The sequence below is a fragment of the Gemmata obscuriglobus genome, from assembly GCF_008065095.1.
GTDB classification, from domain to species: Bacteria; Planctomycetota; Planctomycetia; order Gemmatales; family Gemmataceae; genus Gemmata; species Gemmata obscuriglobus.
Genome location: NZ_CP042911.1, coordinates 7,646,815 through 7,671,170, shown reverse-complemented (window position 1 = coordinate 7,671,170; position 24,356 = coordinate 7,646,815). Strand labels below are relative to the sequence as shown.

The window sequence follows — 24,356 nt, the reverse complement described above, 5'->3', positions numbered from 1 at the left end:
CGATTGCCTTGCGAACAGGCAGTTGGAATCGAAATCGGTCGTGCCGATCGGCGATTTCGCGACCTTGCGGCACAGCCTGTTCAATAACACCTGGTCGAACAGGCTGTGCCTCAGATGCGCTCACTCCAGGTTCGCGCTCGGGCGAACCACCGAATCCGCACTTTGCCCTCGAATCCAGCAGCAACGCTCTTGTTTCGCGCAAGGGCCGAATCGCTTCTGGTTGTGGGCTCACTTGTCAATCGTCGCGCGGATGGTGTCGGCGACGAGCTTGTTCCCCGCGTCGTTCAGGTGAACGGTGTCGGTGGTCAGGACGCCCCTGTCCTTATCGGCGGAGTTGTTCTTGGCGATGTGGTCCACGAACGCCTTGCGCAGGTCGCACAGTTGCGACCCGGTTTCCTTCGCCACCTTGCGGCTCACGTCGGCGTACTCGTCGAGCTGGGCGTCGAGCTTGTTCGCGCCCGCCTTTTTCTCGCCGATGACCGTGGGCGTGCAAAGGACCACCCGCGCCCCGCCGTCCTTGATCTTACCAATGATCTCCTTCAGCCCCGCCTCGAACTTGTCCTTCGGGGTGCCCCTTGCGGGGTCCTTCTCGCCGTGCCACACGTCGTTGATCCCGATGTAGATCACCACCAGTGTCGGCTTCTTCGCGAGCACGTCCCTTTCGAGCCGCCGCTGGAGGTCGGGCACCTTGTTCCCGCTGATGCCGGCCCCGATCACCTCGATCCCCAGGTCCTTGTGCGCTTCGTGGAGCGCCCCCTTGATGACCGTGACGTACCCCTTGGGGCCGACCCCGGCCTGTGTGATCGAATCGCCGAGGAACACGATCTTCTCGCCCTTTTTGAGCGGGGGCGGGGCGTCCGCGGCGGCGGCAAACGGGGCAGCGCAGAACAGGCCGGCGAGCACGACCGGATGAGCAAATCGCATCGCGTGCGTCCTTTCTGGAAGGGAGAGCGGGAGGGTGATTCTATGAGCCGGCCCGCGCGGAGACACGCGCGCAAGCCGCGATACAATGGCCGTTCCGCCATGACGGCCATCGCCTCGACTCTCCGGAGCGACATGGAGTCCACGCGCTTACATGACAGCTTACCTCACCCCAGCACGCTCCCGCTCGCCGGGGGCGGCGGCACGACGGACGAGTTGACCGCCCACTACCGCGCGATCCTCTCCGGAACCGACCCGGGCTGGGCCGCCGGGTGCCGCGACCTGAACCTCGTCGGCCGCGGCGGGCAGGGCGTGGTGTTCTTCGCGCGCCGCGAGGGCTCCGACGGGTTCGCCCTGCCCGTCGCGCTGAAGGTGTTCTCGCCGGAACAGTTCCGCACCGCGGAGGCGTACACCGAGGACATGGCCCGGATCGCGGCGGTGGCCGCGCGGGTCGCCGCGGTGCAGCACGAGAACCTGGTCGCGGTGCACCACTTCAGCGAGCACCGCGGCGTCCGCGTCATGCGGATGGAGTGGGTGGACGGCATCGACCTGCGCCTGGTGCTCACGCCGGCCACCCTGGAGCGGACCCGCGCGCGGCTCGGCCCGGAGCACCTGCGGTTCGTCGAGGACGTGGTGCTGACGGACGGCCCCGCCCAACCGCGGATCAAGCCGGGGGTGGCGACCCACATCCTCCGCGACTGCCTCGCGGCGCTGGCCGCGCTCCACCGCGAGGGGATCACGCACGGCGACCTCAAGCCGGCCAACGTGATGCTCAAGCGGACCGGCTCCGCGAAGGTGGTGGACGTCGGGTCCGCGGCGGACCTGCGGTCGGCGGAGGGGCGCCGCGCGTGGTCCCCGCTGTACGCCGCCCCGGAGGTGCTCGACGGCGCGCCGGTCACCCCGCAGTCCGACCTCGCGAGCCTGGGGTACGTGCTCATCGAGATGATGGCCGGGCGGTCCCCGTTCGAGGGCTTCGTCGGGGTGTCGGGGCTGATCGAGTCGAAGCGCACGCTCGAGCACCGACTGGCGGACGTGCTGCCGCACGAGGTCGTCGGGAGCGACCTGCTCGTCAGCCTGTGCCGGCGCCTGGTCGCCGCCGACCCCGAGAAACGGTTCCCGGACGCGGAGGCCGCCGACCTGGGGCGCCGCGGCGCGGCCGCGTTCCACCGGCAGCTCGTGAAAGGGGACCTCGCGAGCGAGTACGGCAACGACCTGCGCGTGTGGCTCGACGCGCTGGCGGGTGACGGCAGCTCACACGGGTAGAAGGCAACGACCGCCTCGCGCCCGATCGCGTTCAGCCGCGCGGGGTCAGTTCGGCGATCGGCCCGGCGAACGCGGGCCACTTGGCGGTCAGCTCGGCGCGGGTCGCGCCCGTGTAATCGGCGTAATCGAACCCCGGCGCGACGGTGCAGCCGAGCAGCGCGAAGCCGCTGTCGCCGGCGAGGCGGGTGCCCTGCCACACCCCGCCGGGTACCACGAGCTGCGGCACCTCGCCGGCCGCAACGTTCGACCCGAGCACGACCTCGCGGCCGGTGCCGTCGGGCCACAATTGCAGCATCCGCACCGGCGCGCCGAGGTAAAAGTGGAACACCTCGTCGCCCGGAAGGACGTGCAGCTCGGACACGTGACCCGGCTTGAGCAGGTAGTAAATTGCGGTCGATACGCTGCGGTCTGCCTTGTGCGACGGCAGCGCCGCGGCGGGGAGGGTCGCGGCGGAGCGGTACGTCTCGCGGAAGAACCCGCCCTCGACCGGGTGCGGCTGCAACTGCAGCAGGCGGATCACGTCGTCTGCGGTCATCGGTCGTGTCCTCTAAAAGAGGAAGAGTGGTGGGCCGAAGGCGGAAGAGGATTGGCCGCAAAGAAGCACAAAAGGCACAAAAGAAAACCGAGGAATCAGAAGAGGATTGGCCGCAAAAAAGCACAAAGGGCACAAAAGAAAACCGAAGAGAAAGAGAAGTGTCTTGAACTCACTATTTTTTATTCGTCTGTGGTTTCCTTTTGTGCCCTTTGTGCTTTTTTGCGGCCAATCCTCTTCTGATTCCTGTGCTTTTTGCGGCCAATCTTCTTCTGCTTTTGTGTCCCGTCCTCACGGGGTCAGGCTGGCGCGTTTCCAGGCGACTTCCAGCGCCTGCGGACCGTCGATGTTGTACTGACGCCGCAGCGCCTGCGGGGTGCCGTACCGCTGCGCGTCGTTGAGGAAGATCTTGAAGTGGCGCTCGCCCTTCAGCTTGATGAGGTAGTCCGTGACGCTCACGCTCTGGCAGTAGAACCCGGTGATCTTGTCGGCCGGGAAGTCCTTCAACTCGAACAGCGCCGCCAGGGTGCGGAGTTCGCCGTCCCGGGCGCAGCGGTCGAGCGTGCGCGTGTACCGGTCGATTTCCGCAGGTGCGCCGGCGAGGATTGCCATGCCCTCCAGCGCCCACTTCGGCGGCGGGCGGTCGGCGAACAGGTCCGCCAGAACCACGTGCGTCAGCTCGCGCGGGAGGGCGTTGGTCGCCAGCACGGGGTCGTCGGCGCGGAGATCGATGCGGCGCGCGGTGGGGCGGCCGTTCGTGAGGCTCACGCTCGCGTGCCCGGTGAGCGCGGCGGGTTTACCGGTGGCTGCCGCGTAAGCGTCGGCGGTGGCGTGGATCACGACATCGCACTTCGGGTTCCAGCTCCCGCCCGGCGGGCCGCTCCAGCGCTCGAAGGTCGCTTTCCGGTTCGCCTCCGCGGCCTTCGCCACGGCCTCCCCCAGCGCGCGGTCGCCGCCGTGGTGGACCCGGAAGCTGGCCGTTTCGAGCACGTCGGCCGATGCCGCAACGAGGACGACCGCGGCGGCGCTGCCGGCCTTCGCCTGCGCCGCCTTCAGCACCTGCTGGGCCACCTTGTAAAGCTCGGCGCCCGGCGGGATCAGTTGAATCGCTTCGGACACCTCTTGCACGGCAGCCGCCGCGGTGGCAGGGGGGCAGTCGGGCGCGTTCACGCGGTCCGCCGCGAGCTTCACCCGACAGTACGCCCATGCGAGTTTCTGCTCGGCCGAGAGCCGGGCCGCGCCGAGCGCGGCGAACAGGCGGTCGGCGTCGGCGTAGTTCCGGCTCTTGAACGCGTCGGCCGCGGCCGCGCCGGCGCCGGCCGTCGGGGCGGGCGGGCTCCCGGCTGGAGGCACCGGCGCGGCCGGTTCTTCTGTTACGGACGGGGGAACCAGCGACGGCCCGAGGTTCGGTGCCGGAACCGCCGCGATCGGGGCCACACCGACGGATGCGGGGGCCGGCCTAAGTTTGCCATTGAGTATCGCCAGCCGGCGCTGGAGTTGTTCCGTCCGCTTTTGGTCGGGAACGGGGTTCTTTTCCGACTGGGCCAGTTCGGCCTGATACGCTTCCCGAAGGAGCGAAAGGAACGCGGTGCTGCCGTCGGCGTTGGAGATTTCCTTTTCGAGTTCCACGACCGCTTCGGTGGGCCGGTGCGCGCCCAGGTGCTCGCGGGCGTTCACCATCGCGGCCTGAACCGCGAGTTGCTTTTCGGTCGGGTGCGGCGGGAGATCGGCAGCCGGTGCGCAGGGCGCAAGAACGAGAACGCCCGCGAGGGCGGTAACGAGCACGCAACGGAGCATGAGCTGGCGTCCTTGCCAGGAAGCGGCGGGCGGGGCGATCTGCACCCGCCGCGGGGGTGGCACTCTATACGCAGCCCGGCGAAACGGGACAAGCCGAGGTTGAAGTCGTCGAAGCGGCGGAGAACGGCCAAAAAGAGGGCGACAACTGCTCAACTCTTCCTGAGTCTTCTCTGCGTCCTCTCGTGCTCTCTGCGGTGAAACCTCTTATTTCTTGACCGGCGCGGCGAGGAGCTTGTCGAGCGGCACCTTGACCTCCTTCGAGGCGGCCGCTTTCATGATCGCCGCGTTTGCCTTTTCGAGGAGTTGCTGTTCGAGATCGGGCTTGATCGCCTTCACGAGGTCGATCACGAACTCGCCGGCCTTCTGGGCGTCGGCGCCGTCGAGGCCGGCGGTGTGGTCGATCACCACCTTGTCGTAGAACAGGTTCGCCTCCGTCGCCTTGATCGTGATCGTCACCTCGGGTAGGAACGACCCGGGCACCGCCTTCGTTTTCGTGAGGACCTCGGCCTTCATCTTCAGCCCGGCTTTACAGTGCCCGCGGGTCTCGCCGGAGTACAGTTGCAGCCCCCGCTTCCAGAACTGGTGCTCGACGCGGAAGTCGATGTCCATCACGGTGTCGAGGCCGAGGCGGGCGGCGTCCGGGCTGAGCTTCACGAGTTCCGGGATCGAGACCCCGAGCGTCTCGTTCGGGTTCCGCGCGGTGACCGTGATCCGGCGCCACAGCCCGTCGTTGATCTGCACCCGGGGGGCCTCGGGACCGAACTTCTTGGCGTTGCGCAACATGACGCGGCCCTCGACGAACTCCTTCTGCTTGCCCCACCCCTTGTCCGACTTCACCAGCGGGGTCGGCAGGTGCGCGAGCGCCAGCGTGCGCAGCGTTTTTTCGAGCGACTCGAGTTCCGCCCGGGTGGGCTGCGGAACGTCTTTCGGCGCCTTGAGTTTGATCGGCAGTGGTGCCGCGGGCGCTGGGGCCGGCAGCGGGAGCGGCGTCGGCTCGGGCGGCTGAGCGGTCGCCACCGCGACCAGCAGCGTGCCGAGAAGGGCGGTCAGGGTGAATCGCATCAGTGGAATCCTCCCGCTCAGTGCGCGGCCTTCAGTATGCGCTCGATGTACGCTCTCACGTCGGCAACCGCAACACCGGTCGCGACGCGGGCGTTCGGCGGGCCGGTCGGGTTCGCCCGGGTGTCGATCACGGTCATGCCGCGGGTCAACTCGCCCTTCGTTTCGACATCTACGAAGTGCGGCTCGCTGCTGACGCACCCGGCAACAGCCACCGCCACCACCCCGAGCACGTCCTTCAGGTGGAACCCCTCGATCCCGTACAGGTTGGAACTGGCGCGGATGCCGAACGGTACAATTTGGCGCAAAAACTGGCACGCCCGCGAGTCCGGGTTCGGGAGGTCGAGTAAGTCACGCGGGGAGAAGATCAGCTTGCGCGTGGCGTCGAGCGGAATCAGCAGCGGGTTCAGTTCGCCGGCGAACACCCGTTTGGCGGCGTCGGGGTCGAGGTGGATGTGGAACTCGGCCGCGGGGCCGGCGTTCCCGGGCTCGCGCCAGCAGCCCCCGATGATGACCGTCTGGTCGAGCACCGCGGGCAGCACCGGATCGCGGTCGAGGGCCGTTGCGAGCGTGGTGAGCGGCCCGAGGTTGATGACGGTGATCTGCCGCGGGTGCTCGTGGGCGAGTTCGCAAAGCACCTTGTCCGCGGGGTGCAGCGTGTGCCGCGTGGCGGACGGGAACGTGACCCCGCCGAACCCGCCCGGGCCGTGGAGCGCGGTGCCGTCGGCGTCGTACCGGACGGGCAGCGCCGACCCGAGCTTCGGCCACTTCGGGGGATCGAAGACATCAATGAGGGTGTGGACGTTGGCGGTGGCCTGTTCCGCGGACACGTTCCCGGCGGTGGGGAGGAGCCCCACCACTTCAAGGCTCGGGTCGTTGAGTGCGAGCGCAACGGCGAACGTGGTGTCGATGCCGGGGTCTGCGACGATGACGACCTTGCGTGGCATGTCGTGCGGTCCCGAGGTGATTTGGAGAGGGCGAGCCGCGGGCGAATCCGCCCCGAATTGTACCCACGGGCGCGCCGGAGGGGAATCGGGTACCGCGAAGTGGAACCGATTGGCCGGTGCCGGGAGCGTGGGGACCAAAACCGACCGGCACCGTTTCACCAGATGAAGGAACGACTCGTCCGCACGTGGAGCTTGGAACGGCCGAATTCCCCTTCCGACCGAGTTGAGCGCGGCAGAACGCCGCCGGGTAGAATGCGGTGTAACGCCCGTTACGAGCGCTCACATGAACGTCCGGATCGGCACCGCGGGGTACGCGTACCCCGCGTGGGTCGGTGGGTTTTACCCGCCCGGCACCGCCCAGCACGACATGCTCCCCTTCTACGCCACGCGGTTCGCGTGCGTCGAAATCAACTCGTCCTTCTACCGCCCGCCGACGCGCGAACAGGTCGCCAAAATGGCCCGCCGCTCGCCGCCCGGGTTCGGCTTCACGCTCAAGGTGCCCAAGACCGTCAGCCACGAGCGCTCCGACGACGACGTGCCGGCGTTCAAGACCGCGGCGGACCACCTCGCGGGCGCCGGGAAGTTGCTCGGGCTGATTTTTCAACTCCCCGAGAGCTTCCGCAACACCGCCGACAACCGGAACTGGCTCGCGCGGACCGGGGGGCAACTGCGCCCGCACCGCGTGGCCGTGGAGTTCCGGCACCGGTCGTGGGCCGCGCCCAACCTGTCCGAGTGGATGGAGCACATCGGCATGGATCTGGTGAGCGTGGGCGTGCCGGACGTGCCGACGCTGTTCCCGCGCGGGCTACGGGTCGCGAACCGGCGCGTGTACGCACGGCTCCATTCGCAGACCGCCGAGAACTGGTACCAGGACGGGAAGTTGCGGTACGCTTACGACTACACCGAGGGGCAACTGCGCGAGTGGGCCGACGGGCTGAGGCGGATGGCGGAGGCGGACCGCGCCGACGAGGCACTGGTTTTCTTCAACAACTGCGTGGGAACGCGGCCCCCGAGTCTGGAACCCACGGCAGACGAGTACCAGCGGGCCGGAATGCCGGACGCCATCGCGAACGCCAAACGCCTGGATAAGGTTCTCCGTGACACGCCGGGCATTTCGGTGATCGCCCCCGCGCCGACGCCCAGCCTCTTCGACGAGTGAGCGGCCGGTTGCGCCCTTCCACGGAGCACTTGTTATTACGGCGGCGCGAAAGATAAACAGAGCTGAATCACTGGGAATCACAGGTAATGAGTGCCGGACTGCTGGCATTAATGCGTATCTTGCGCGCCGCCGTAATATGGAACATGCGGACACGTCCGCTCGGCCGTGATGCCCTTCTGGTAACGGCGAATTGGTGAGCGGCACAAACAACGCGTGCCGCCGGTTCTACTGCTGCGGTGCCGTCCGAGCCTATTTTCGGAGAGCGTGCGGTGCGAGTTCTGGGAACATCTGGGTCGGTGCGGGGCGGCCAAACCCCTTCTTCCACTCCGCTGGGCACACCCCGCCGTCGGTGACCCGTGGCGCGTACCGCACCACGTTGGGACGGATGTTTCCGATTCGAAGCACCAACTCGCCCGGTTCGAGAGCGGATTGCCAGCCGTATTCGTTCAGCAGTTCCTCTAATGCCTTGTCCGTTGGCACGGCCGCAAACTCACGAACGACGCCCGGCGCCCACGCCGGTGGTTGCCCGTTCGGCAACCGCGACAGCACCCCGACCGCGCACACGCGACCGGCCGCAGTGGGCGCGGCGTACCGCTTGACTACCAGGCACCGCTCTTCCGTCGTGAACACGCCTCCGAACGCGACGACTTCCCAGGCGAGAACCGAAACCGGGCCGCGGTCGGCCGCGTTCGGTAGTGCCGTGTTGAGGTCCGCCATGCGCCAGGCCGCCGGCGCGTCTTTTTCGCGTGCCGTGGGGGGATCACCAGCCGCGACTGCGGACAGCAGCCCGGAGACGACGAGGGTTAACAGATAACGGGGCGAAACGGACCGCATGCAAGCACCTCCTGCGCGCTCTGGTGGCCGAACTCGTGTGTTGCGTGACACCTCGTGTAATCGCGAGGAACCTCGCGGCGTGAGCTGTGTCAACCGCCAGATCAGGAAAGCTAACAAGTTTTCGCACCGGACACAAGAACACATGGCGGACCGTAAGCCGCGTGAAAGGGGCAAAGAGGGCTGTAGGGGCGCGGCCGCATTCCAGTAACGGGGACCGGTCCCGTACAATACCCGGCATGTCAGACGAGCAACCTGAGCCGCCGAAGAAAAAGAAAAAACGTCCGTTCTGGCGGAAGCGCGTCCGGCGCTCCACCGCCGAGGGGGCGCACATCCCGGTCCTGCTCGCCGAAGTGCTGGCCGCGCTCGACCCGCGCCCGGGGCAGACGGTCGTCGACTGCACGCTCGGGTTCGCGGGGCACTCGCTCGAACTGCTCCGCCGGGTCGCGCCCGACGGCCTGCTGATCGCCACCGACCTCGACGTGGGGAACATCGAACCCGCGCGACCCAAACTCGAAGAGGCCGGCGGGCTGTTTGGCCTCCACCACACGAACTTCGCGGGGCTCCCCACGGTGCTCGCGATCGAAGGGGTGACCGCGGTGGACGCGGTGCTCGCGGACCTCGGCATGTCGAGCATGCAGGTGGACGACCGCGACCGCGGGTTCTCCTTCATGCGGGACGGGCCGCTCGATATGCGCATGGACCGCACCCGCGGGCGCACCGCGGCGCAGCTCCTCGCCACGCTTTCGCGCGACGAACTCGCGGCCTGCTTCTCCGAACTCGGCGACGAGCCCCAGGCCGGGGCCATTGCCGATGCGGTCGTGCGCGAGCGGCAAACGGCGCCCGTCGAGCGCACGAAGCAGTTGCGCGCCCTTATTGAAGCGGCCGCCCCGGTGCGGATCGACCGCGCCCCCGGGGCGCCGCCCGAGCGCAAGCAGTTGCTCGCACCGGTGACGCGGGTGTTCCAGGCGCTCCGCATCCTCACCAACCGCGAGCTGGCCAGCCTCCAGCAGCTCCTGCGCGTGCTGCCAACGGTTCTGAAACCCGGCGGGGTGGCCGCGATCATTTCGTTCCACAGCGGCGAGGACCGGCTCGTGAAGGCCGCGTTCCGCGACGGGCTGCGCGCCGGCGTTTACAGCTCCGTCAGCCCCGACGCGATCCGGTCCACCTTCGAGGAGCGTCGCGCGAACCCGCGGGCGCGGTCCGCGAAGCTCCGCGTCGCCCGCCGCGCGGAAGCCCCTCCCGATGCCGAACCGGCGGGCTGACACACTTTTTGCACTTTCGCTGTCCGTGGTCCGGGGCGCGGAGCGTTTGTTTCGCGCAAGGGCACAACTGGCGCCGCGGTATCCGCCCGTTCGGGTATCATGGCGCCGGGCGCGACAGCGGGAGGACACGCCGTGTCGATCTTTGATAAGCGCTTGATCGACCCCGACGAGGGGGCGCTGGCGGGCGCGCTCGGCCGGGCGATGCGGGCCGCGAACCGCGACAACCGGTATCAGGATAACCGGATGTCGCGGGACGCGGCGTTCTGGGGACGGTTTTCGCAGGACGTACTCCGGAGCGGCGGCGCGGCCGGGCGGCGGCGGTCGTGCAAGGGCGGGCGGGCGGTGCCGGAGGTGATCGCCGGCTGGTGGACCGACCCGGCCGGGCGCAAGCACGTGCGCGTAATCGGCCGAACGCGGTCGCGGTACTCGCGCGCCCGGAGCGAGACACAGCTCCGCGTCCTCCCGCCGTGGTGGCACGTGTACCCCGAGGCGGTGCTCGGCGTGCGGGGCGCGCGCGGCGACGGCGAGCGGTACGTCGCGGCGTGCCGGTGCGGGGCGATCGGCACGCCGGAGTCGCTCGGGTGGATGGGGGACACCTGCGGCCCGTGCTTCGACCAGCTCTCGGACGGCGGGCGGCCGGCCGGCGGGTTCGGCCAGTTCGCCGGGTGGAGCGTGAACCTGACGCGGTTCGGGTTCACGACCGACGGGCGCGGGCTGCTCGGTCAGGGGCTGTCCGGCGCGTTCCGCACCGTGTCCCGCGCCGACGGGAGCGAGGTGACCGGGCGCAAGCGGCTGAGCAACCACATCTCGGCCATCGCGGCGGGGGCGGGCGGCGCCGTGGTCGCGCTGCACGACGGCGGCATCTACCGGTGGGACGACGGGACGGCGGACCTGGAGCACGTGCTGCGGTCGCGCCAGGTGTGGGGCCGGGTCGCGCTGGCCTCGAACGCGACCCGGTTGACACTGGTCGCCTACCAACAGGCGCTGACCGTCGACCTCACCGCCGACCGGCCGCAGTACGAGCGGAGCCCGGCGGTCGAGGGCGTCAGCTCGCTGAGGTACACGCCGGACGGAAAGCGGCTCATCGGCCTCACGTTCACCGGCGAGCTGCGGGAACTGGACGTGGCCCGCGGCAAAGCGATCCCGATCCGGGCGGGGGCGTTCGGCGACCAACCGGGCGGGTACGCGCCGTCCACCGAGTTCGCCCTGACGGCCGACGGCTCGGCCGCGCTGGTGCGGCGCCAGTCGTACAACCCGCACCGCGTGCTGGTGCGGCACGTGCCGCTCGCCGGCGGTCCGGTGGTGGAACTGAAGGTGCCGGACTGGCACCAGCCGACGGCGCTGGCGTACAGCCCCGACGGGGCGCACGCCGTGACCGCGGAGACCGAGAGCGGGTGGGTGGGGTTCTGGGACGTGTCGAGCGGGAAGTCGCTCGGGTTCGTGCGCGCGGTGCTCGAGGACCACGCGTGGCGCGGGGGGCAGGCGGAGTTCGCCCCGGACGGCTCGGCGGTCGCGGTGTCGTACAGCACCGGGCACCCGGGCCACGGCTCGACGGTTGCGGTTTGGCCGTGGCCGGACGTGCTCCGCGCCGCCGGGGCGTGAGCCGCTCTCGTTTTTCGCGCGGCCCCGCGAGCGGACACCGGCACGAGGGCCTTCGCGGCTGAACCCGTGGAGGGTGCGACGCCCGCCGTTAGTCCATCCGCACCTTCGCGCCGAAGTCCTTCTTGTGGTCGCTGACGAAGTAGGTCGCGCAGGCGGCGTCGATGAGGTCCGGGCTGAAGTTGACCCGCTCCATGTTGTACTTCGCGATGCTCATCATCTGGTCCAGGATGTCGCGCGGCTGGCACATCCGGAACGGCCGGCTCGTCGGCTTGTACCACTTCTGAACCAGGTAATCGACGCCGCGCGGGTCGAACTCCACGCGCCGCCCCTTGCACACCAGCTCCCAGATGCGTCGGTACTGCGCCTCGTCCGGGTCGCGGATCTCGATCTTGAACTTGATGCGCCGCAGGAACGCCTCGTCGGCGAGCTGGTGCGGATCCAGGTTCGTGCTGAAGATCAGGAGCTGGTCGAACGGCACCTCGATCTTGGTCCCGTTGACCGTGTTGAGGTAGTCGTACTTCTTCTCCAGCGGCACGATCCAGCGGTTCAGCAGGTCCATCGCCCGCACCTGCTGGCGCCCGAAGTCGTCGATCATGAAGATGCCGCCGTTGGCCTTCATCTGGAGCGGCGCCTCGTAGTACTTGCCCACCTCGTTGTACTTCAGGTCCAGCATCGGCATCGTGAGCTCGCCGCCCACCACGATCGTCGGCCGCTTCACCCGGATGAACCGCTGGTCGAACAGGGTGCCCCGCTTCAGGATGGTTTCGGTCACGTCCTGCTGGTCGGCGTCCTGGACGGGGGTGTGCTGGATCGGGTCGAACAGCTTGATGACCTGGCCGTTCGCCTCCACCGCGTGGGGGATGTAGATCGCGTCGCCCATGAGCCGGGTGATGCGCTCGGCCACGCTGGTCTTCCCGTTGCCGGGGTACCCGAAGAAGAAGATGCTCTGCGCCGAGTTGATCGCGGGGCCGATCTCGTTGAACGCCTCGTCGGTGATGATGAGGTCCTCGAACGCCCGGCGGATGCTGCGGCGCGTCACGACGAGCCGCTTGATGGTCTGGGCCATCACGGACTCGACGTAGTCGGCGAACGGCACCGGGGCGGGGCCGGTGTAGGTGGTCTTGTCGAGGGCGTCGCGGAGCGCGTCCTCGCCCTTGGGCGGCTTGATCGCGTACACGAAGCTGGCGTCGCCGCTGTTGCCGCGCTGGGCCACGATGTCGATCAGCGACTGCTTGCGCATCGCCTGGAACACCGGGTTGATGATGGCAAACGGGACGGCCATCGCGGTGGCCAGCTCGCCCCCGGTGACGTGCCCGCGCGTGTAAATGGTGCGCAGCGCCATCTCGAACAGGTACGGCAGTTCGAGCCCCAGGTCTTCCCACTTGGCCGGGACGCGCGGGGCGTACGCGTTATCGGTCGCCGGGAGCGCCTCCTCGTCGGTGGGCGGCGCGTCCCCGAGCAGCGTCACGTCCTCCGTGAGGGTGCCGGTGCGCTCGGCGTCGGCGAGCAGGGCCTCGTAGTGCAGCTTGTGGAGCTTCAGGTGCGCGACGGCCTCCTGGTCGCCCTTCTCCTCGGCCGCGGCGAGGCAGTCGAGCACCGCGGGCGCCACCGCGTACTTGACCCCGTCGATGTACATGTGGTGCAGGTACTCCCCCGGCCGGACGTAGCAGTCCGGGGTGTGTCCCGGGGTGGAGATCATCTGCTGGTAGAACTCGTTGGCGATGATGAACCGCATGGCGCTCGGAGTTCCTGCGTGGGCGAGTGAGTGTCGTTCGCGCCAAGCATAGAACACGCCACCAGTTCAGGCGTGGGCGTCGAGCTTTGCACGGAAGTTAACGGCTCCCACCGGGCAGCGCAAAAGCGCCGCGACGCGGGGAAAGTGCGCGTCCACCCAGCCGTTCGCGGCAGCGTCTTCCCAGGAACTTCCGGTCGGGACATCGACCGACTTGAGCAGCACCAGCCGCTCGGCGCCGAACACCAGCGCGGCCCGAGCGGCAATCGAGTCGGTGGTGACGTCCCAGGTGTGCGGCAGCGCGCCGGGGCGGGACTCGTCCTCGCGGGCAAAGGTGTAGCAGTCGAGGACGCGGGGACCTACCCCCCCCGGCCCCCCCTCCCTGAAGGGAAGGGGGGAGAAAAGCACCTCGGAACCGGATCGCATATCCGACGCGCAGGACGCGATTCGTGAATTCTCCCCCCTTCCCTTCAGGGGGGGGGGGCGGGGGGGGTAGGTCTGCCTACGATCCGCTCCAGGAACGCCGCGGTCACACTCAGCGCCCGCAGCGCGACCCAGTGCGCGGCCTCTTCTCCCAGCGCGTGCGTGCGGTCGAGGGCGCGCACCGCGTCCGCGACTTCACCGCCCCCGGGTACGAATAGCACTTCCGCTGGTTGGAGCGATTCCACGAACGCGCAGAGCGCCGGCCCGAGCGCGGGGTGATCGTAGAGGCTCCCGCCGACCTTCACGACGATCATGCCGGACGCTCCGCGGCCAGCACCGCGACCGCATACGCCGGTGCGCAAGCGGACACCTCGGGACCGAGTTGGTCGTTCAGCGAAATGTCCGCGGACGTCGCCGCCCGTGCGAGGAACTCGCCGGAGCCCGAGACGATTTCGCAAATCTTTGGGCCTTCGGTGAGCAGGTCGTCGCCGCCGTTCTCGAGGAGATCATAAGAGGGCTCTCCCGTCTTTTCGAAACGCTTGAGTATGAGGCGGCGTAAGAACGACGTGCTGCCGTCCGCTTGCATATATTTCAGCCGATCCCGAACAACGCCGACGGCATGGCGGATCTTTGCGAGTTGTTCGTCACGCACCCCTTCGGCCAGCGTGCGGGTGTGGTCCTCTGGCACTTCGGTCGCGTCCGCACAGTACATTCGGGCGAGCCGGGCGTGGGCGTGCTTTCGGGTTGCCGGGCGCCCATCGGCGGTGTCGCAGTCATTCGGGTTCTCGGGAATCAGGTTGAGGGTCAGGTACACGTCGAGCGTGGTGGCGAACAATTCGGCAGCGGTCAGCCACGGTTTGATCGCGCACACCGGTGTGCGCCGGGTGCCGGTGTAAATCAGTTCGTGGTTAAACAGCCGGTCGTAATCGGTCAGCCCGCGCGGCACCGGTTTGCCGTCGAGGATCGGAATAATGTCGGTGGTGGTGGAACCGACATCGACGAGAATCGCGCGCCCCTCGGGTACGTACTGGCCCGCCAAGGTCGCCAGCGCGTGCCAGTTCGCCGCGGCCACCTTCATGTGGTGTGCTTTCGCCTCCTCGCTGTTAAGAAACGCCCCGTCGGTGCTCCAGACGCGGATCGGCCGGGCCGCGCTCGCGAACCGGACGGCTTTAATGATCGCGTGGACGCCGTCCCGCTTCGTCTCGAAGCAGTCGCACAACTCGCCGGTCATCGTGACGGCGAGTTCGTCGGCGTCGGGAAATTTGGCGACCAGGTCCGCGAGAGCGGCCGGCAACTTGTCCGGTTGCTTCCACAGCGGGAACGGCACCGAAACCGCGCGCTTGTCGTGCGTCGCCGCCTTCAGGTTTGCGCCGCCGATGTCCAGCCCTAAGATTGTTGTTGCCATGCGGTCACGATACCGCCGAAGGCCGTCCAGTCGCAAGTTGTGCGTCCCCACGGACCCGACTTCCGCCCCGCCTTCGACCTTACGACTTGCGACTTTACGACTTGCGACTGACTATGGGACGCTACCTCGTCGGAATCGATCTCGGCACCACGAACATCGCGGTGGCCTACGTGGACACCGCGAGCCGGGCCGCCGGCGGGCCGCGGCTCAACACGTTCCACGTGCCGCAGGTGGTCGCGGCCGGTCAGGTGCAGAGCCGCGAACTGCTGCCGTCGTTCCTGTACATCCCGGGGCCGCACGACCTCGCCCCCGGTGCGATCGACCTCCCCTGGAAGAAGGGGCCGCCCGATACGGCGGGCCTGTTCGCCCGCAACCACGGGGCGAAGGTCCCCGGAAGGCAGATCTCCAGCGCGAAGTCGTGGCTGTGTCACCCGGGGGTCGATCGTACCGCGCCGCTGCTGCCGTGGGCGGGGCCGCCGGACGTGCCCCGGCTCTCCCCGCTGGAAGTGAGCGCGAAGTACCTCAAGCACATCGTCGAGGCGTGGAACGCGGCCCCCAACCGCAAGCCCGAAGACAAGCTCGAAGAGCAAACGGTCGTGGTGACCGTGCCCGCGTCGTTCGACGACGTGGCCCGGAACCTCACCGCGGAGGCGGCCAAACAGGCCGGGTTGAAGCACGTCACGCTGCTGGAGGAGCCGCAAGCGGCGTTCTACGCGTGGCTCGGCACCCACTCGCCCCAGGAAGCCGGGATGCTGAAGCCCGGGATGCGGTGTCTTGTCGTGGACGTGGGCGGCGGTACGTCGGACTTCAGTCTGATCCGCGCCGGCGAGGAGCAGGGGGAACTCACGTTCATCCGCGACGCGGTGGGCGATCACCTGCTGCTCGGCGGCGACAACATGGACCTCGCGCTGGCGAAGGCGGTGGAGGCGAAGCTCCCCGGCGGGCGCCTCGACGCCGCACAGTTCGGGGCGCTCGTTCAGGCGTGCCGGACTGCGAAGGAAGCGCTGCTCGCCGATCCCCCGCCCCCCAGCTACCCGGTCACGGTCGTAGGTAAGGGGCGCAGCGTCGTCGGCGGAACGGTGTCGATCAACATCACCGCCCAGGACGTGGCCGCCGCCCTGTTCGACGGGTTCTTCCCGAACGCGCCGTTCGACGCCGACCCCGCGAAGGGGCCGCGCACCGGCTTGCAGGAGATGGGGCTCCCCTATGTGAGCGATCCGGCCGTTTCGCGTCACCTGGCGGCGTTCCTGCGCCAGCAGTTGCAGGACGGGGCCGGCGCGCGTGTGGACGCGATCCTGTTCAACGGGGGCGTGTTCCAGCCCGAGGTGCTGCGCCAGCGGGTGGTCGAGGTGATGCGCCCGTGGTTCGAGCGGACTGAGAACAAAACAGGAGGTGGTTCCCTCACTAAATGGGACCCGCTCGTGCTCACCAGCCCGTCGCTGGACCTGGCGGTGGCGTGGGGCGCGGCGTACTTCGCGTGGCTCAAGCACTCGGGCGGGCGCCGCATCGGGGGCGGCATCCCGCGGTCGTACTACGTCGCGGTGGAGGCGGACGGCGGAGCCGCGCCGGGCGTCCCGGTGTTGTGTGTGGTGCCGCGGCGCATGCAGGAAGGCGAGGAGGTGAAGATGCCCGAGCCGGTGCTGGAACTGGCGCTCGGCGAGCCGGTGCTGTTCCCCCTCTTCACCTCCACCGTGCGCGGCGACGACAAGCCGGGGCAGGTGCTGCGCCTCGCCGAAGAGTCGCTGATGCGGCTCCCCCCGCTGCACACCATCCTGCGCGGCGGGAAGCGGGCGGGCGCCAAGCGGGTGCCGGTCACGCTCGCGGCCAAGTGTACCGAAATCGGGACGCTGGAGCTGTACTGCGAAACGAAGGAAGGGAACCGGTGGCGGCTGGAGTTCAACGTCCGCGACGTGCTCCGCGAGCCCACCAAGGAGGACACCGAAGCCGACGCCGCCGGTGCGGTGATCGACGTGTTCCCCGAAGAGAAGGTGCAGGCCGCCGGCGGGCTGGTTTCCGCCACGTTCGGCGACCCAGCGCCGGCCGACGCGCCGTCCACGTCCGATCTGCCCAAGCTGATTGAGGCGGCCCTCGAATCGCCGCGCGGCGACTGGCCCACCGGGCTGTGCCGGCGGCTGTGGGAGTTCCTCGAACCGGCTGCCGGGGGCCGGTCGAAGTCCCCGGGGCACCTGTCGCGGTGGTACAACCTCACCGGGTTCGCACTACGCCCCGGGTTCGGCGACCCGGTGGACCGCTACCGCGTTGAGGCGCTCTGGAAGCTCATCACCGCCGCGGCAAGCGGCCAGGCCGCCGGGGGCGCGAAGAAGGCCACCGTGCCCGAGGGCGGGGCCGATTACTGGATCATGTGGCGGCGGGTGAGCGGCGGGCTGAACGCCGCGCTCCAGCAGGCCCTGTTCTCGCGGCTCAAACCGACCCTGTTGCCCGTAAAGGGTAAGGCCTTCTCGCGCCCGCCGGCTAACGAGTACGCCGAAATGTGGCGCGCCGCCGCCAGCCTCGAACGGCTCGACGCCAAGACCCGCGAGACGCTCGGCGCCGCGGTGCTGCGCGACTGCAAGAAGGCGCCCGTGCCGACGTACGCGTTCTGGGCGCTGACCCGCCTGGGCGCGCGGGTCCAGTTCTACGGCCCGTTGAATTCGGTGGTCCACCCTGAGATAGTTGAGCAGTGGATCGACGAACTGCTGCCGTTCGCGCCGGGCAACGAGAGCGAGAAAAACGCCTGGCTGTTCTGCCTGTCCCAGCTCGCCCGGCGGAGCGGGCTGCGCGCCGTCGACGTAAGCGAATCGACGCGCCAGCGCGTGCTGGAGGCGCTGCGGGCGCACCCGTGCCCGGCGGCGTGGCCGCGGATGGTGGACGAGGTCGTCGCGGCCGAGGGCGAGGAGGCGTCGCGGCTGTTCGGCGAGAGCCTCCCGATCGGGCTGCGGCTGTCGCGAGGGTGATGCGGAGGTGCCACCCGCCCGCTGAGGCCGGCGGTTCGAGAAATTACCGTCGAACCGCCGGCGTCAGCGGGCGGGTGGCGGGCGCAAGCTGCTCGACTTGGACCGCTGCTGTATGCGGTCGCGTCCCGATCTGCGGAACATCCCATGCTCACGCTGACCATCAAGAACAACCTGGAGACGCAGCAGCTCACGCACCAGAGCGGGCCGCTGGAGCTGGGGCGCGGGCCGATGCGGTCCGGCGTCAGCCGGGTGGTGGTGCGCGACGCGTTCGTGTCCCGGGACCACATCCGACTGGAGGAGCAGCCCGGGCGCAAGGTGAAGGTGGCGAACCTCAGCACCAAGGCGCCGGTCACGGTAGACAACCACGCGGTGCTGAACCCGGGGGCCGACTGCGACTACCTGCTGCCGGTGCGGCTGGCGATCGGCGAGACGGTCATCGACGTGGACTCGGGCGACTCGGAGCCGGTGTCGGTGAACGTGCTGAAGACCATCGCGGCGCCGGTGCGGGCCGTCGGCGCCGCCGGGTCCGGCACCCAGCCGGCGCTGATCGACCGCAGCGAGGGTGCCAAGCCCGAGGAGATCGTCGGGTGGCTCGAAACGGTGGTGAACGTCCAGAAGGCGGGCGAGCCCGACGCCTTCTACAAGCAGGCCGCGGCGGCGCTGGTCGAGCACATCGGGCTGGACACCGGCATCGTCCTGACCCGCGACGGGGACGCGTGGCGGGTGGTGGCGCAGGTGGTGCGCGACGAGAAGCAGCCCGGGCGGGCGTTCAGTCACGCGCTGGTGAACCAGGCGCTGACCGAGAAGCGCACGTTCTACGTGGGCGCGGCGGCGGCCGGCGGGGGCGAGAGCCTGGTCGGGGTGCAGGGCGTGGTGGTGTCCCCGTTCTTCGACGCCAAGGACCGCGTGGTCGGGGTGGTGTACGGGAGCCGGATGCAGCGCGCCCGGGGCCGCGAGATCGGGCCGCTGGAGGCCCAGGTGGTGCAACTGCTCGCGACCGCGGTCGGGGCCGGCCTGCAGCGCCTGGAGAAGGACGACGAGACCAACCGGCTGCGGGTGGCCAAGGAGGCCGCCGAGGAGGCCGACCGCACCAAGAGCGGGTTCCTGGCGACGGTGAGCCACGAGCTGCGCACCCCGCTCACCACGATCATCGGCTACTCGGAAATGCTGCTCGAACAGGCCGCGGTGGACAACCTGCCGCAGTACACGGCCGACCTCCAGCAGGTCCACAGCGCGGGGCAGCACCTGCTGGCGCTCATCAACGACATCCTGGACTTCTCGAAGATCGAGGCGGGCAAGCTCGAGATCGCCAACGACCCGTACGCGCCCGCGAGCCTGATCCACGACCTGATGGTGTCGGTGGAGCCGCTGGCGAAGAAAAACAACAACCGGATCGAGCTGGACTGCCCGCCGGACCTGGGCCGCGCGATGGGCGACCCGACGCGCATCCGCCAGTGCGTGCTGAACCTGGTGGGCAACGCGTGCAAGTTCACGCGGGACGGGCTGGTGAAGGTGACCGCCCGGCGGGCGCCGGTGTCCGGGGTGGACTCGGTCCAGGTGGCGGTGTCCGACACCGGTATCGGGATGACGCCGGAGCAGGTGGGGCGGCTGTTCCAGGCGTTCACCCAGGTCGATTCGACGGCCGGGCGCAAGTTCGGCGGGACCGGGCTGGGGCTGGCGATTAGTCAGCGGCTGTGCGCCGCGATGGGCGGGCAGATCACCGTCCGCAGCGAGCCGGGAAAGGGCAGCACGTTCACCATGACCATCAAGGCCGTGCAGTGAGTGGGGCGGCAGCAGCGCCGCCCGGGCGCAACGTCCGCACGTTACACAACGACCCGACCCGGCGCGAACCCGTGGACGTACACGTCCGCGCCGGACGGCTCGAACGTCACCCCTTCGAGCGTCAGCGCCTCCGCCATCCGCGCGGCGCCCGTACCGCCGACGGGCGTCAGCGCCGCACTTCCGCCGACCACCTTTGGCGCGATAAACACGTGAAACTCGTCGATCGCGTCCGCATCACGAGCCGCCCCCAATAGCCCCGCGCCGCCCTCCAGCAGCACGTTTGTGAAGCGCCGCCGGCCCAGATCCGCGAGAACGGCGTCGAGGGTCAGCTCACCGAAGCCGACGACCTCCGCGCCGTCGGCGGCCCACCCGCCGAGCTTTCCGGGGTTGGCGGTGTACACGAGGACGGGCGCCTCGCGCGCGGTGGCGCGTAACTGACACGCCGCCGGTAGCTCTCCGGACGCGGTCAGCACCACCCGCGCGGGCACGCGCACGCCCGCGGGCCGGGCCGTTAGGAGCGGGTCGTCCGCGACGACCGTTCCGCGCCCCACGAGGATCGCGTCGAGCCGCCCGCGCAACTCGTGGACGCGCCGGCGCGACTCGGCACCGCTGATCCATTTGGAGTCGCCGGTCCGGGCCGCGAGCTTGCCGTCGAGCGTCATGGCCCATTTTGCGTGGACCCACGGGCGCCCGGTGCTCAGCAACTTCAGGTACGGCGCGTTGAGCGCCCGCGCGTCCGCTTCGCACAACCCGACTTGAACGTCCACCCCGGCGGCGCGGAGGAGCGCCAACCCGCCCCCGGCGACGCGCGGGAAGGGGTCGGCCATCGCCGCGACCACGCGCGCCACACCGGCCCGCAGCACCGCATCGGTACAGGGCGGCGTTTTCCCGTGGTGGCAGCACGGCTCAAGGGTGACGAGGAGTGTTCCGCCGCGGGCACGTGCCCCAGCGGCCTGAAGGGCGAACACCTCCGCGTGCGGGCCGCCGAACTTCTGGTGCCAGCCCTCGCCGACCGGCTTCCCGGTCGGGTCGAGCACCACCGCCCCGACCATCGGGTTCGGCTCGACGGCCCCGCGGCCCCGGGCGGCCAGCGCCAGGGCGTGCCGCATCCAGCGTTCCAACTCGCTCACCGTTCGGTTCCCAACACGGGGACAAAATAAAATCGGTTTCGTGCGAACCCGCTTATAGGTTCCGCGTCTATCTAGCGTACACCGCGAGTGAGGGGCAACAATCCCCGCGGTCAACAACAACGGATCACAGCTTACACACGATACAACCATGACCCTCTGGCACGCGAGCACCGAACTTCAAGCGACGAGTGATGCCGTCGCCGCGAAGGCGACGTATCTCGCGGCCGGTTGGGAAGCGGGTTATGCGTTAGGTCTGGGTCTTGATACGGCCGCGCGTCTTGAAGTCGAAGTCGAAGCGGCTCTGAGCGGTCTGAGCGATACGAGCGGATGAACCCCTGGCGAGCCATGTGAGTGGCGACCGCGCCGGCCGGGGGTACAAGCGACCCCCGGCCGGTTTCGTTTTGTGGCCGGGGGGCGGACGACACGGGAACGCCCCGTTCGACTTCCGGTGAGGTCGGCGGTCTTTCAAGCCGCTTAGGTCGGGTTCGACTCCCGCACGGGGTACTGGGAATTACAGGTGGTGAACGCGTCTGGGAACGCACTCGGTCTCCAAAACCGACGGCTCCGTCCTGTGGGGTTCGATTCCTCCGCCACCTGCTGGTCGAAGTGACGTGTACGGTCCAGAAGCTCCGTTGGTAGAGCAGCCGCCTGTCGAGCGGAAGGGTGCGGGTTCGACTCCCGTGTGGACCGCTGCCCGCGAGGGCGAGCCGGAAGTGTGTCCGACGTTGGCTAGGGGCCTGCCTCTTAAGCAGGTGTACGTGGGTTCGATTCCCACCGCTTCCACTGGTTTGTGATGTGATTGATACGCGCCCATGATGTAGCGGTAGCCTATCGCCTTGCCATGGCGGATGTGCGGGTTCGACTCCCGCTGGGCGCTCTCCCGAATTCGGAACGAGGGGTTCGGAACATGAAGTTGAAGACGTGATATGTACGGCCCTTGTGATGTAGTGGCAGCTTGCCGTTTTGGTATGACGGACGCGCGGGTTCGATTCCCGCCGAGGGCTTGGCTGAGCGGGTGTATCAGCGGAGTGAGTTGATCGGTGTTGTGTTCGAGTTCTTGATTCCGAACTCCGTGTTCCGAATGTCGCAATGATCGTGTGGCACGGTACGCCAACCGGGAGTGCGGCCAAGCTCAAACCTTGGTGCGTGTGGGTTCGAATCCCTCCCGTGCTACTCCGACGACCGACGGTTACGCCTCCGGACGCGCGGTGGGCCGCCAGGCTGCCTGTAAAGCAGCCGTCCTCACGGACAATGTGGGTTCGATTCCCACCCGGGGCACTTGTTAGGAGTTGGGTACAGACCGGGAACTAACGGCTCGTTCGTCTAACGGTTCAAGATGTCAGGTTGTCAACCTGGAGACACGGGTTCAACTCCCGTACGAGTCGCCTGATGAGACGGTTGTGATGTGAGCGTGTGATATACGGCCCGTTCGTCTAGCGGTTCAGGACGACAGGTTCTCAACCTGTAAACGGGGGTTCGATTCCCCCACGGGTCACTGCCGGCGCGAGAGCGGCCGGCGCGGCGGTCGAGCCGCCGCAGGTTTGATGAGGTGATGTAGACCAACTGGCAGGAGTCGCCACGCTCAGAACGTGGACAGTGTGGGTTCGAATCCCACCGTCACCACTGGACCGAAACGATTGCGGGCGGGCCGGAGCTCGGCCGGGTCTCATAAGCCTGGCTGCTCAGTTCGACTCTGAGGCCCGCAACTGGACGAGCTGATGTTTCGCGGGCGGGCAGGCGCTCGGCTGGGTTTCATATGCCCGGTTGCTGGGTTAGAGTCCCAGGCTCCGCGACTCCGCGCCGCAGCGGCGCGAACGTTGGCCCGGTGGTGGAACTGGTAGTCACCCCGGTCTCAGAAGCCGGTGCCGTAAGGCGTGAGGGTTCGACTCCCTCCTGGGCCACTGTTGGTGGCGGTGCGTCGTGAACGGACGGTTCGTTCACGACACCGCTCGCGACGAATGACCTCGTGCTGTAACTGGTAGCCAGAGTCGGTTGAGAGCCGGCTGCCGCGAGGCGTGTGGGTTCGACTCCCACCGAGGTCACTCAGCGGGTTCCAGGTTTCAAGTTGGGGCGCGAATCGGCGCCGCTCTCAACTCGGAACCCGAACTCGAAGCTCGTCAAACGGGATCGCTCGCGGGCGAGGGCTGTGCCTTGCAAGCACGGCCACGGGGTTCGACTCCCCGCGGTTCCACTGGAGTTCGGGGCGCACCGGGCCGGACTCCTGTTGCTGTGGGCTCGTGGTCTAGGCGGGATGACGCCGGTATGGCATGCCGGCAGCCCGGGTTCGACTCCCGGCGGGTCCACTCGATCGGTGCGCGTGCGGCGGGCGCGGGGTGCGGGCTTACCAAAGGTCCGGCCGACTGGGGTTAGTTCCGCACCCCGCACTCGCCGCACGCGCGCCGATCACCGCCCGCTCACTTGAGCGGGCCGACGGACGGGAGCCGGATACGGCTTGGCCGGGCCGCTCTGCTAAAGCGGTTGCCCTTAAACGGGTATGTGGGTTCGAATCCCACCCCCTCCGCCTGAAGGTCGCGCGGAACGTATCGCGCGGGGTTCGGAACGTAAGATGCGAACGCTCCGAACCCTGCACGCTACGTTCCGCGCTCGAACGGTCGATCCCGTGGCCCAGTGGTTCAAGGCGCCTCCCTGACACGGAGGAGGTCGGTGGTTCGATTCCACCCGGGATCACTCAACTGACAATCGCGAATCGGAACGCCGCGCGCGCGGCTTTGAACCGGAGCGGTCGGTCGGAGGATTCTTCAGTTCTTGCGATGCGGCATGTGGTGTAGCGGTAGCACGTGGCCCTGTGACGGCCCAGGTGAGGGGTTCGACTCCCCCCGCGCCGCCTGTGAGCACGAATGAAGCAGTGATGGGCAAATTTTGCCCACCACAGAGCGAATGTTTACCTCCAAGATCATTCGCCAGTGTGGCACGACACAGAAAGGCACCGCGTTCGTACCTCGGGACATGCGGGTGCGACTCCTGCCGGCCCTCATTCTTGTACCACATTACCGATCCGTCCGAACGACGCAAATGCACCGCCCCCAAGCGGCTCAATTCATTCCTATTTCCGTTTGGACGGTGGCATGACGCCATTTCGATCTATACTATTTCAACTCCACAAATTGCCCGCCCTCGCCGCAGGTTGCGGTGTCCACTGGTGCCGAAATGACCGAGTTTGCCGAAGCTCGCAAGGTGGCCGCGCTGCTCGCCGCCGTGGCCGAGCCGACCCGTCTGCGTGTCCTGTGGCAGTTGGCCAAAGGCCCCGAACACGTCGGGAACCTTGCAGAACTAGTGAAGATTAAGATGGTCAACATGTCGCACCATCTCGGGGTGATGCGGCAGGCGGGCGTGCTGGAAGACGAGAAGGACGGGCGCCGGGTGATTTACCGGCTGCGGCCGGACATCTTCACCCCGGGAACCACGCCCGACGTGCTCGGGGTGCTGATGCTCGGGAGCTTCCGGGTGGTGCTTCGGGCCAAGCCCGAGGCGCCGCCGGTGTCGCCGACCGCTGCCGTCGCCAAGACCCGCCGGAAGACCGCCAAGAAGTAAGG

At 68.3% G+C, this 24,356-nt stretch carries 19 protein-coding genes and 16 tRNA genes; 24 read left to right on the top strand and 11 right to left on the bottom strand.

Annotated features, from left to right (window positions below; all coding sequences use genetic code 11):
* Positions 1 to 228: 228 nt before the first annotated feature.
* The gene (locus GobsT_RS31805; protein ID WP_010039574.1) at positions 229 to 924 is read right to left on the bottom strand and encodes an SGNH/GDSL hydrolase family protein; all 696 of its coding nucleotides are present in this window, start codon (positions 922 to 924) and stop codon (positions 229 to 231) included.
* Between the two features lie 132 nt (positions 925 to 1,056).
* Here GobsT_RS31805 and GobsT_RS31800 point away from each other — a divergent pair, with 132 nt between their 5' ends.
* On the top strand, positions 1,057 to 2,184 hold the full coding sequence (locus tag GobsT_RS31800) for a serine/threonine-protein kinase (protein ID WP_010039576.1): 1,128 nt from the start codon (positions 1,057 to 1,059) through the stop codon (positions 2,182 to 2,184).
* Positions 2,185 to 2,215: 31 nt separating this feature from the next.
* Here the strand turns inward: GobsT_RS31800 and GobsT_RS31795 are convergent, their stop codons facing one another.
* From GobsT_RS31795 to GobsT_RS31780, 4 genes are all read right to left on the bottom strand, one after another.
* Positions 2,216 to 2,719, bottom strand: coding sequence for a cupin domain-containing protein (locus GobsT_RS31795; protein ID WP_010039579.1), 504 nt, complete (start codon positions 2,717 to 2,719; stop codon positions 2,216 to 2,218).
* Positions 2,720 to 3,007: 288 nt separating this feature from the next.
* Positions 3,008 to 4,513 carry a hypothetical protein gene (locus GobsT_RS31790; protein WP_010039581.1) on the bottom strand — a complete coding sequence of 502 codons (1,506 nt, stop codon included), beginning with the start codon at positions 4,511 to 4,513 and terminating at the stop codon, positions 3,008 to 3,010.
* A 204-nt stretch (positions 4,514 to 4,717) separates the two neighbouring features.
* A complete protein-coding gene (locus GobsT_RS40655; RefSeq protein WP_010039583.1) occupies positions 4,718 to 5,575 on the bottom strand; it encodes a hypothetical protein in 858 nt (285 codons plus the stop codon).
* A 17-nt stretch (positions 5,576 to 5,592) separates the two neighbouring features.
* Positions 5,593 to 6,519 (bottom strand): nucleoside hydrolase, encoded by a 927-nt coding sequence (locus GobsT_RS31780; protein ID WP_010039586.1) that lies wholly within the window; start codon positions 6,517 to 6,519, stop codon positions 5,593 to 5,595.
* A gap of 283 nt (positions 6,520 to 6,802) precedes the next feature.
* Between GobsT_RS31780 and GobsT_RS31775 the strand changes: the two genes are divergently transcribed.
* Positions 6,803 to 7,678 (top strand): DUF72 domain-containing protein, encoded by an 876-nt coding sequence (locus tag GobsT_RS31775; protein WP_010039597.1) that lies wholly within the window; start codon positions 6,803 to 6,805, stop codon positions 7,676 to 7,678.
* 249 nt (positions 7,679 to 7,927) lie between these two features.
* Here GobsT_RS31775 and GobsT_RS31770 read toward each other — a convergent pair whose 3' ends face one another.
* Positions 7,928 to 8,512 carry a hypothetical protein gene (locus GobsT_RS31770; RefSeq protein WP_010039599.1) on the bottom strand — a complete coding sequence of 195 codons (585 nt, stop codon included), beginning with the start codon at positions 8,510 to 8,512 and terminating at the stop codon, positions 7,928 to 7,930.
* Between the two features lie 236 nt (positions 8,513 to 8,748).
* Between GobsT_RS31770 and rsmH the strand changes: the two genes are divergently transcribed.
* Both rsmH and GobsT_RS31760 read left to right on the top strand, forming a co-directional pair.
* Positions 8,749 to 9,774, top strand: a complete 1,026-nt coding sequence (gene rsmH / locus GobsT_RS31765; protein ID WP_010039601.1) for a 16S rRNA (cytosine(1402)-N(4))-methyltransferase RsmH — start codon at positions 8,749 to 8,751, stop codon at positions 9,772 to 9,774.
* 132 nt (positions 9,775 to 9,906) lie between these two features.
* Entirely contained in the window at positions 9,907 to 11,376 is a 1,470-nt protein-coding gene (locus GobsT_RS31760; RefSeq protein WP_010039603.1) for a WD40 repeat domain-containing protein, read from the top strand.
* An 88-nt stretch (positions 11,377 to 11,464) separates the two neighbouring features.
* Here GobsT_RS31760 and GobsT_RS31755 read toward each other — a convergent pair whose 3' ends face one another.
* From GobsT_RS31755 to GobsT_RS31740, 4 genes are all read right to left on the bottom strand, one after another.
* Complete coding sequence (locus GobsT_RS31755) at positions 11,465 to 13,111, bottom strand: hypothetical protein (RefSeq protein WP_010039605.1); 1,647 nt, start codon at positions 13,109 to 13,111, stop codon at positions 11,465 to 11,467.
* 66 nt (positions 13,112 to 13,177) lie between these two features.
* Entirely contained in the window at positions 13,178 to 13,534 is a 357-nt protein-coding gene (locus tag GobsT_RS31750) for an amino acid kinase family protein (protein WP_148087944.1), read from the bottom strand.
* A gap of 44 nt (positions 13,535 to 13,578) precedes the next feature.
* On the bottom strand, positions 13,579 to 13,845 hold the full coding sequence (locus tag GobsT_RS31745) for an amino acid kinase family protein (protein WP_109570738.1): 267 nt from the start codon (positions 13,843 to 13,845) through the stop codon (positions 13,579 to 13,581).
* Entirely contained in the window at positions 13,842 to 14,936 is a 1,095-nt protein-coding gene (locus GobsT_RS31740; RefSeq protein ID WP_029600872.1) for a hydantoinase/oxoprolinase family protein, read from the bottom strand. The genes GobsT_RS31745 and GobsT_RS31740 overlap by 4 nt, the downstream gene beginning before the upstream one ends.
* Positions 14,937 to 15,049: 113 nt before the next feature.
* Here GobsT_RS31740 and GobsT_RS31735 point away from each other — a divergent pair, with 113 nt between their 5' ends.
* Together GobsT_RS31735 and GobsT_RS31730 are read left to right on the top strand one after the other, a co-directional pair.
* Entirely contained in the window at positions 15,050 to 17,890 is a 2,841-nt protein-coding gene (locus GobsT_RS31735) for a hsp70 family protein (protein WP_010039613.1), read from the top strand.
* Positions 17,891 to 18,034: 144 nt separating this feature from the next.
* A complete protein-coding gene (locus GobsT_RS31730; protein WP_010050390.1) occupies positions 18,035 to 19,672 on the top strand; it encodes a sensor histidine kinase in 1,638 nt (545 codons plus the stop codon).
* A gap of 41 nt (positions 19,673 to 19,713) precedes the next feature.
* On the opposite strand, the gene ribD is transcribed toward GobsT_RS31730, so the two are convergent.
* Positions 19,714 to 20,802, bottom strand: a complete 1,089-nt coding sequence (gene ribD / locus GobsT_RS31725; RefSeq protein WP_197905158.1) for a bifunctional diaminohydroxyphosphoribosylaminopyrimidine deaminase/5-amino-6-(5-phosphoribosylamino)uracil reductase RibD — start codon at positions 20,800 to 20,802, stop codon at positions 19,714 to 19,716.
* Between the two features lie 148 nt (positions 20,803 to 20,950).
* Between ribD and GobsT_RS31720 the strand changes: the two genes are divergently transcribed.
* The 18 genes from GobsT_RS31720 (at position 20,951) to GobsT_RS31635 (ending at position 24,354) form a co-directional block, all read left to right on the top strand.
* A complete protein-coding gene (locus GobsT_RS31720) occupies positions 20,951 to 21,133 on the top strand; it encodes a hypothetical protein (RefSeq protein WP_148087943.1) in 183 nt (60 codons plus the stop codon).
* A 100-nt stretch (positions 21,134 to 21,233) separates the two neighbouring features.
* Positions 21,234 to 21,306, top strand: a tRNA-Glu gene (locus GobsT_RS31715).
* A gap of 113 nt (positions 21,307 to 21,419) precedes the next feature.
* Positions 21,420 to 21,492, top strand: a tRNA-Asp gene (locus tag GobsT_RS31710).
* Positions 21,493 to 21,511: 19 nt separating this feature from the next.
* Positions 21,512 to 21,585 (top strand) — tRNA-Lys (locus GobsT_RS31705).
* Positions 21,586 to 21,608: 23 nt separating this feature from the next.
* Positions 21,609 to 21,679: transfer RNA gene (locus GobsT_RS31700), tRNA-Gly, on the top strand.
* Between the two features lie 56 nt (positions 21,680 to 21,735).
* A tRNA-Thr gene (locus GobsT_RS31695) sits at positions 21,736 to 21,806 on the top strand.
* A gap of 95 nt (positions 21,807 to 21,901) precedes the next feature.
* Positions 21,902 to 21,975, top strand: a tRNA-Leu gene (locus GobsT_RS31690).
* 20 nt (positions 21,976 to 21,995) lie between these two features.
* Positions 21,996 to 22,080, top strand: a tRNA-Tyr gene (locus GobsT_RS31685).
* 34 nt (positions 22,081 to 22,114) lie between these two features.
* Positions 22,115 to 22,187, top strand: a tRNA-Asp gene (locus GobsT_RS31680).
* Between the two features lie 37 nt (positions 22,188 to 22,224).
* Positions 22,225 to 22,297: transfer RNA gene (locus GobsT_RS31675), tRNA-Glu, on the top strand.
* A 53-nt stretch (positions 22,298 to 22,350) separates the two neighbouring features.
* A tRNA-Leu gene (locus GobsT_RS31670) sits at positions 22,351 to 22,425 on the top strand.
* A gap of 196 nt (positions 22,426 to 22,621) precedes the next feature.
* Positions 22,622 to 22,703 (top strand) — tRNA-Leu (locus tag GobsT_RS31665).
* Positions 22,704 to 22,762: 59 nt separating this feature from the next.
* A tRNA-Leu gene (locus tag GobsT_RS31660) sits at positions 22,763 to 22,844 on the top strand.
* Positions 22,845 to 23,033: 189 nt separating this feature from the next.
* Positions 23,034 to 23,105 (top strand) — tRNA-Ala (locus GobsT_RS31655).
* A 129-nt stretch (positions 23,106 to 23,234) separates the two neighbouring features.
* Positions 23,235 to 23,323 (top strand) — tRNA-Ser (locus GobsT_RS31650).
* A gap of 93 nt (positions 23,324 to 23,416) precedes the next feature.
* Positions 23,417 to 23,490 (top strand) — tRNA-Val (locus GobsT_RS31645).
* Positions 23,491 to 23,575: 85 nt separating this feature from the next.
* Positions 23,576 to 23,649, top strand: a tRNA-His gene (locus GobsT_RS31640).
* 321 nt (positions 23,650 to 23,970) lie between these two features.
* A complete protein-coding gene (locus GobsT_RS31635; RefSeq protein WP_010049434.1) occupies positions 23,971 to 24,354 on the top strand; it encodes an ArsR/SmtB family transcription factor in 384 nt (127 codons plus the stop codon).
* Positions 24,355 to 24,356: the final 2 nt, after the last annotated feature.

Excerpts from the sequence above, each read along its gene's own strand:
- GobsT_RS31635 (WP_010049434.1), top strand. The coding sequence starts at position 23,971 with ATGACCGAGTTTGCCGAAGCTCGCAAGGTGGCCGCGCTGCTCGCCGCC.
- GobsT_RS31735 (WP_010039613.1), top strand. The coding sequence starts at position 15,050 with ATGGGACGCTACCTCGTCGGAATCGATCTCGGCACCACGAACATCGCG.
- GobsT_RS31740 (WP_029600872.1), bottom strand. The coding sequence starts at position 14,936 with ATGGCAACAACAATCTTAGGGCTGGACATCGGCGGCGCAAACCTGAAG.
- GobsT_RS31795 (WP_010039579.1), bottom strand. The coding sequence starts at position 2,719 with ATGACCGCAGACGACGTGATCCGCCTGCTGCAGTTGCAGCCGCACCCG.
- GobsT_RS31745 (WP_109570738.1), bottom strand. The coding sequence starts at position 13,845 with ATGATCGTCGTGAAGGTCGGCGGGAGCCTCTACGATCACCCCGCGCTC.
- GobsT_RS40655 (WP_010039583.1), bottom strand. The coding sequence starts at position 5,575 with ATGCGATTCACCCTGACCGCCCTTCTCGGCACGCTGCTGGTCGCGGTG.
- rsmH (WP_010039601.1), top strand. The coding sequence starts at position 8,749 with ATGTCAGACGAGCAACCTGAGCCGCCGAAGAAAAAGAAAAAACGTCCG.
- GobsT_RS31790 (WP_010039581.1), bottom strand. The coding sequence starts at position 4,513 with ATGCTCCGTTGCGTGCTCGTTACCGCCCTCGCGGGCGTTCTCGTTCTT.
- GobsT_RS31720 (WP_148087943.1), top strand. The coding sequence starts at position 20,951 with ATGACCCTCTGGCACGCGAGCACCGAACTTCAAGCGACGAGTGATGCC.
- GobsT_RS31800 (WP_010039576.1), top strand. The coding sequence starts at position 1,057 with ATGGAGTCCACGCGCTTACATGACAGCTTACCTCACCCCAGCACGCTC.
- GobsT_RS31730 (WP_010050390.1), top strand. The coding sequence starts at position 18,035 with ATGCTCACGCTGACCATCAAGAACAACCTGGAGACGCAGCAGCTCACG.
- GobsT_RS31755 (WP_010039605.1), bottom strand. The coding sequence starts at position 13,111 with ATGCGGTTCATCATCGCCAACGAGTTCTACCAGCAGATGATCTCCACC.
- GobsT_RS31780 (WP_010039586.1), bottom strand. The coding sequence starts at position 6,519 with ATGCCACGCAAGGTCGTCATCGTCGCAGACCCCGGCATCGACACCACG.
- GobsT_RS31805 (WP_010039574.1), bottom strand. The coding sequence starts at position 924 with ATGCGATTTGCTCATCCGGTCGTGCTCGCCGGCCTGTTCTGCGCTGCC.
- GobsT_RS31750 (WP_148087944.1), bottom strand. The coding sequence starts at position 13,534 with ATGCGATCCGGTTCCGAGGTGCTTTTCTCCCCCCTTCCCTTCAGGGAG.
- GobsT_RS31775 (WP_010039597.1), top strand. The coding sequence starts at position 6,803 with ATGAACGTCCGGATCGGCACCGCGGGGTACGCGTACCCCGCGTGGGTC.
- GobsT_RS31770 (WP_010039599.1), bottom strand. The coding sequence starts at position 8,512 with ATGCGGTCCGTTTCGCCCCGTTATCTGTTAACCCTCGTCGTCTCCGGG.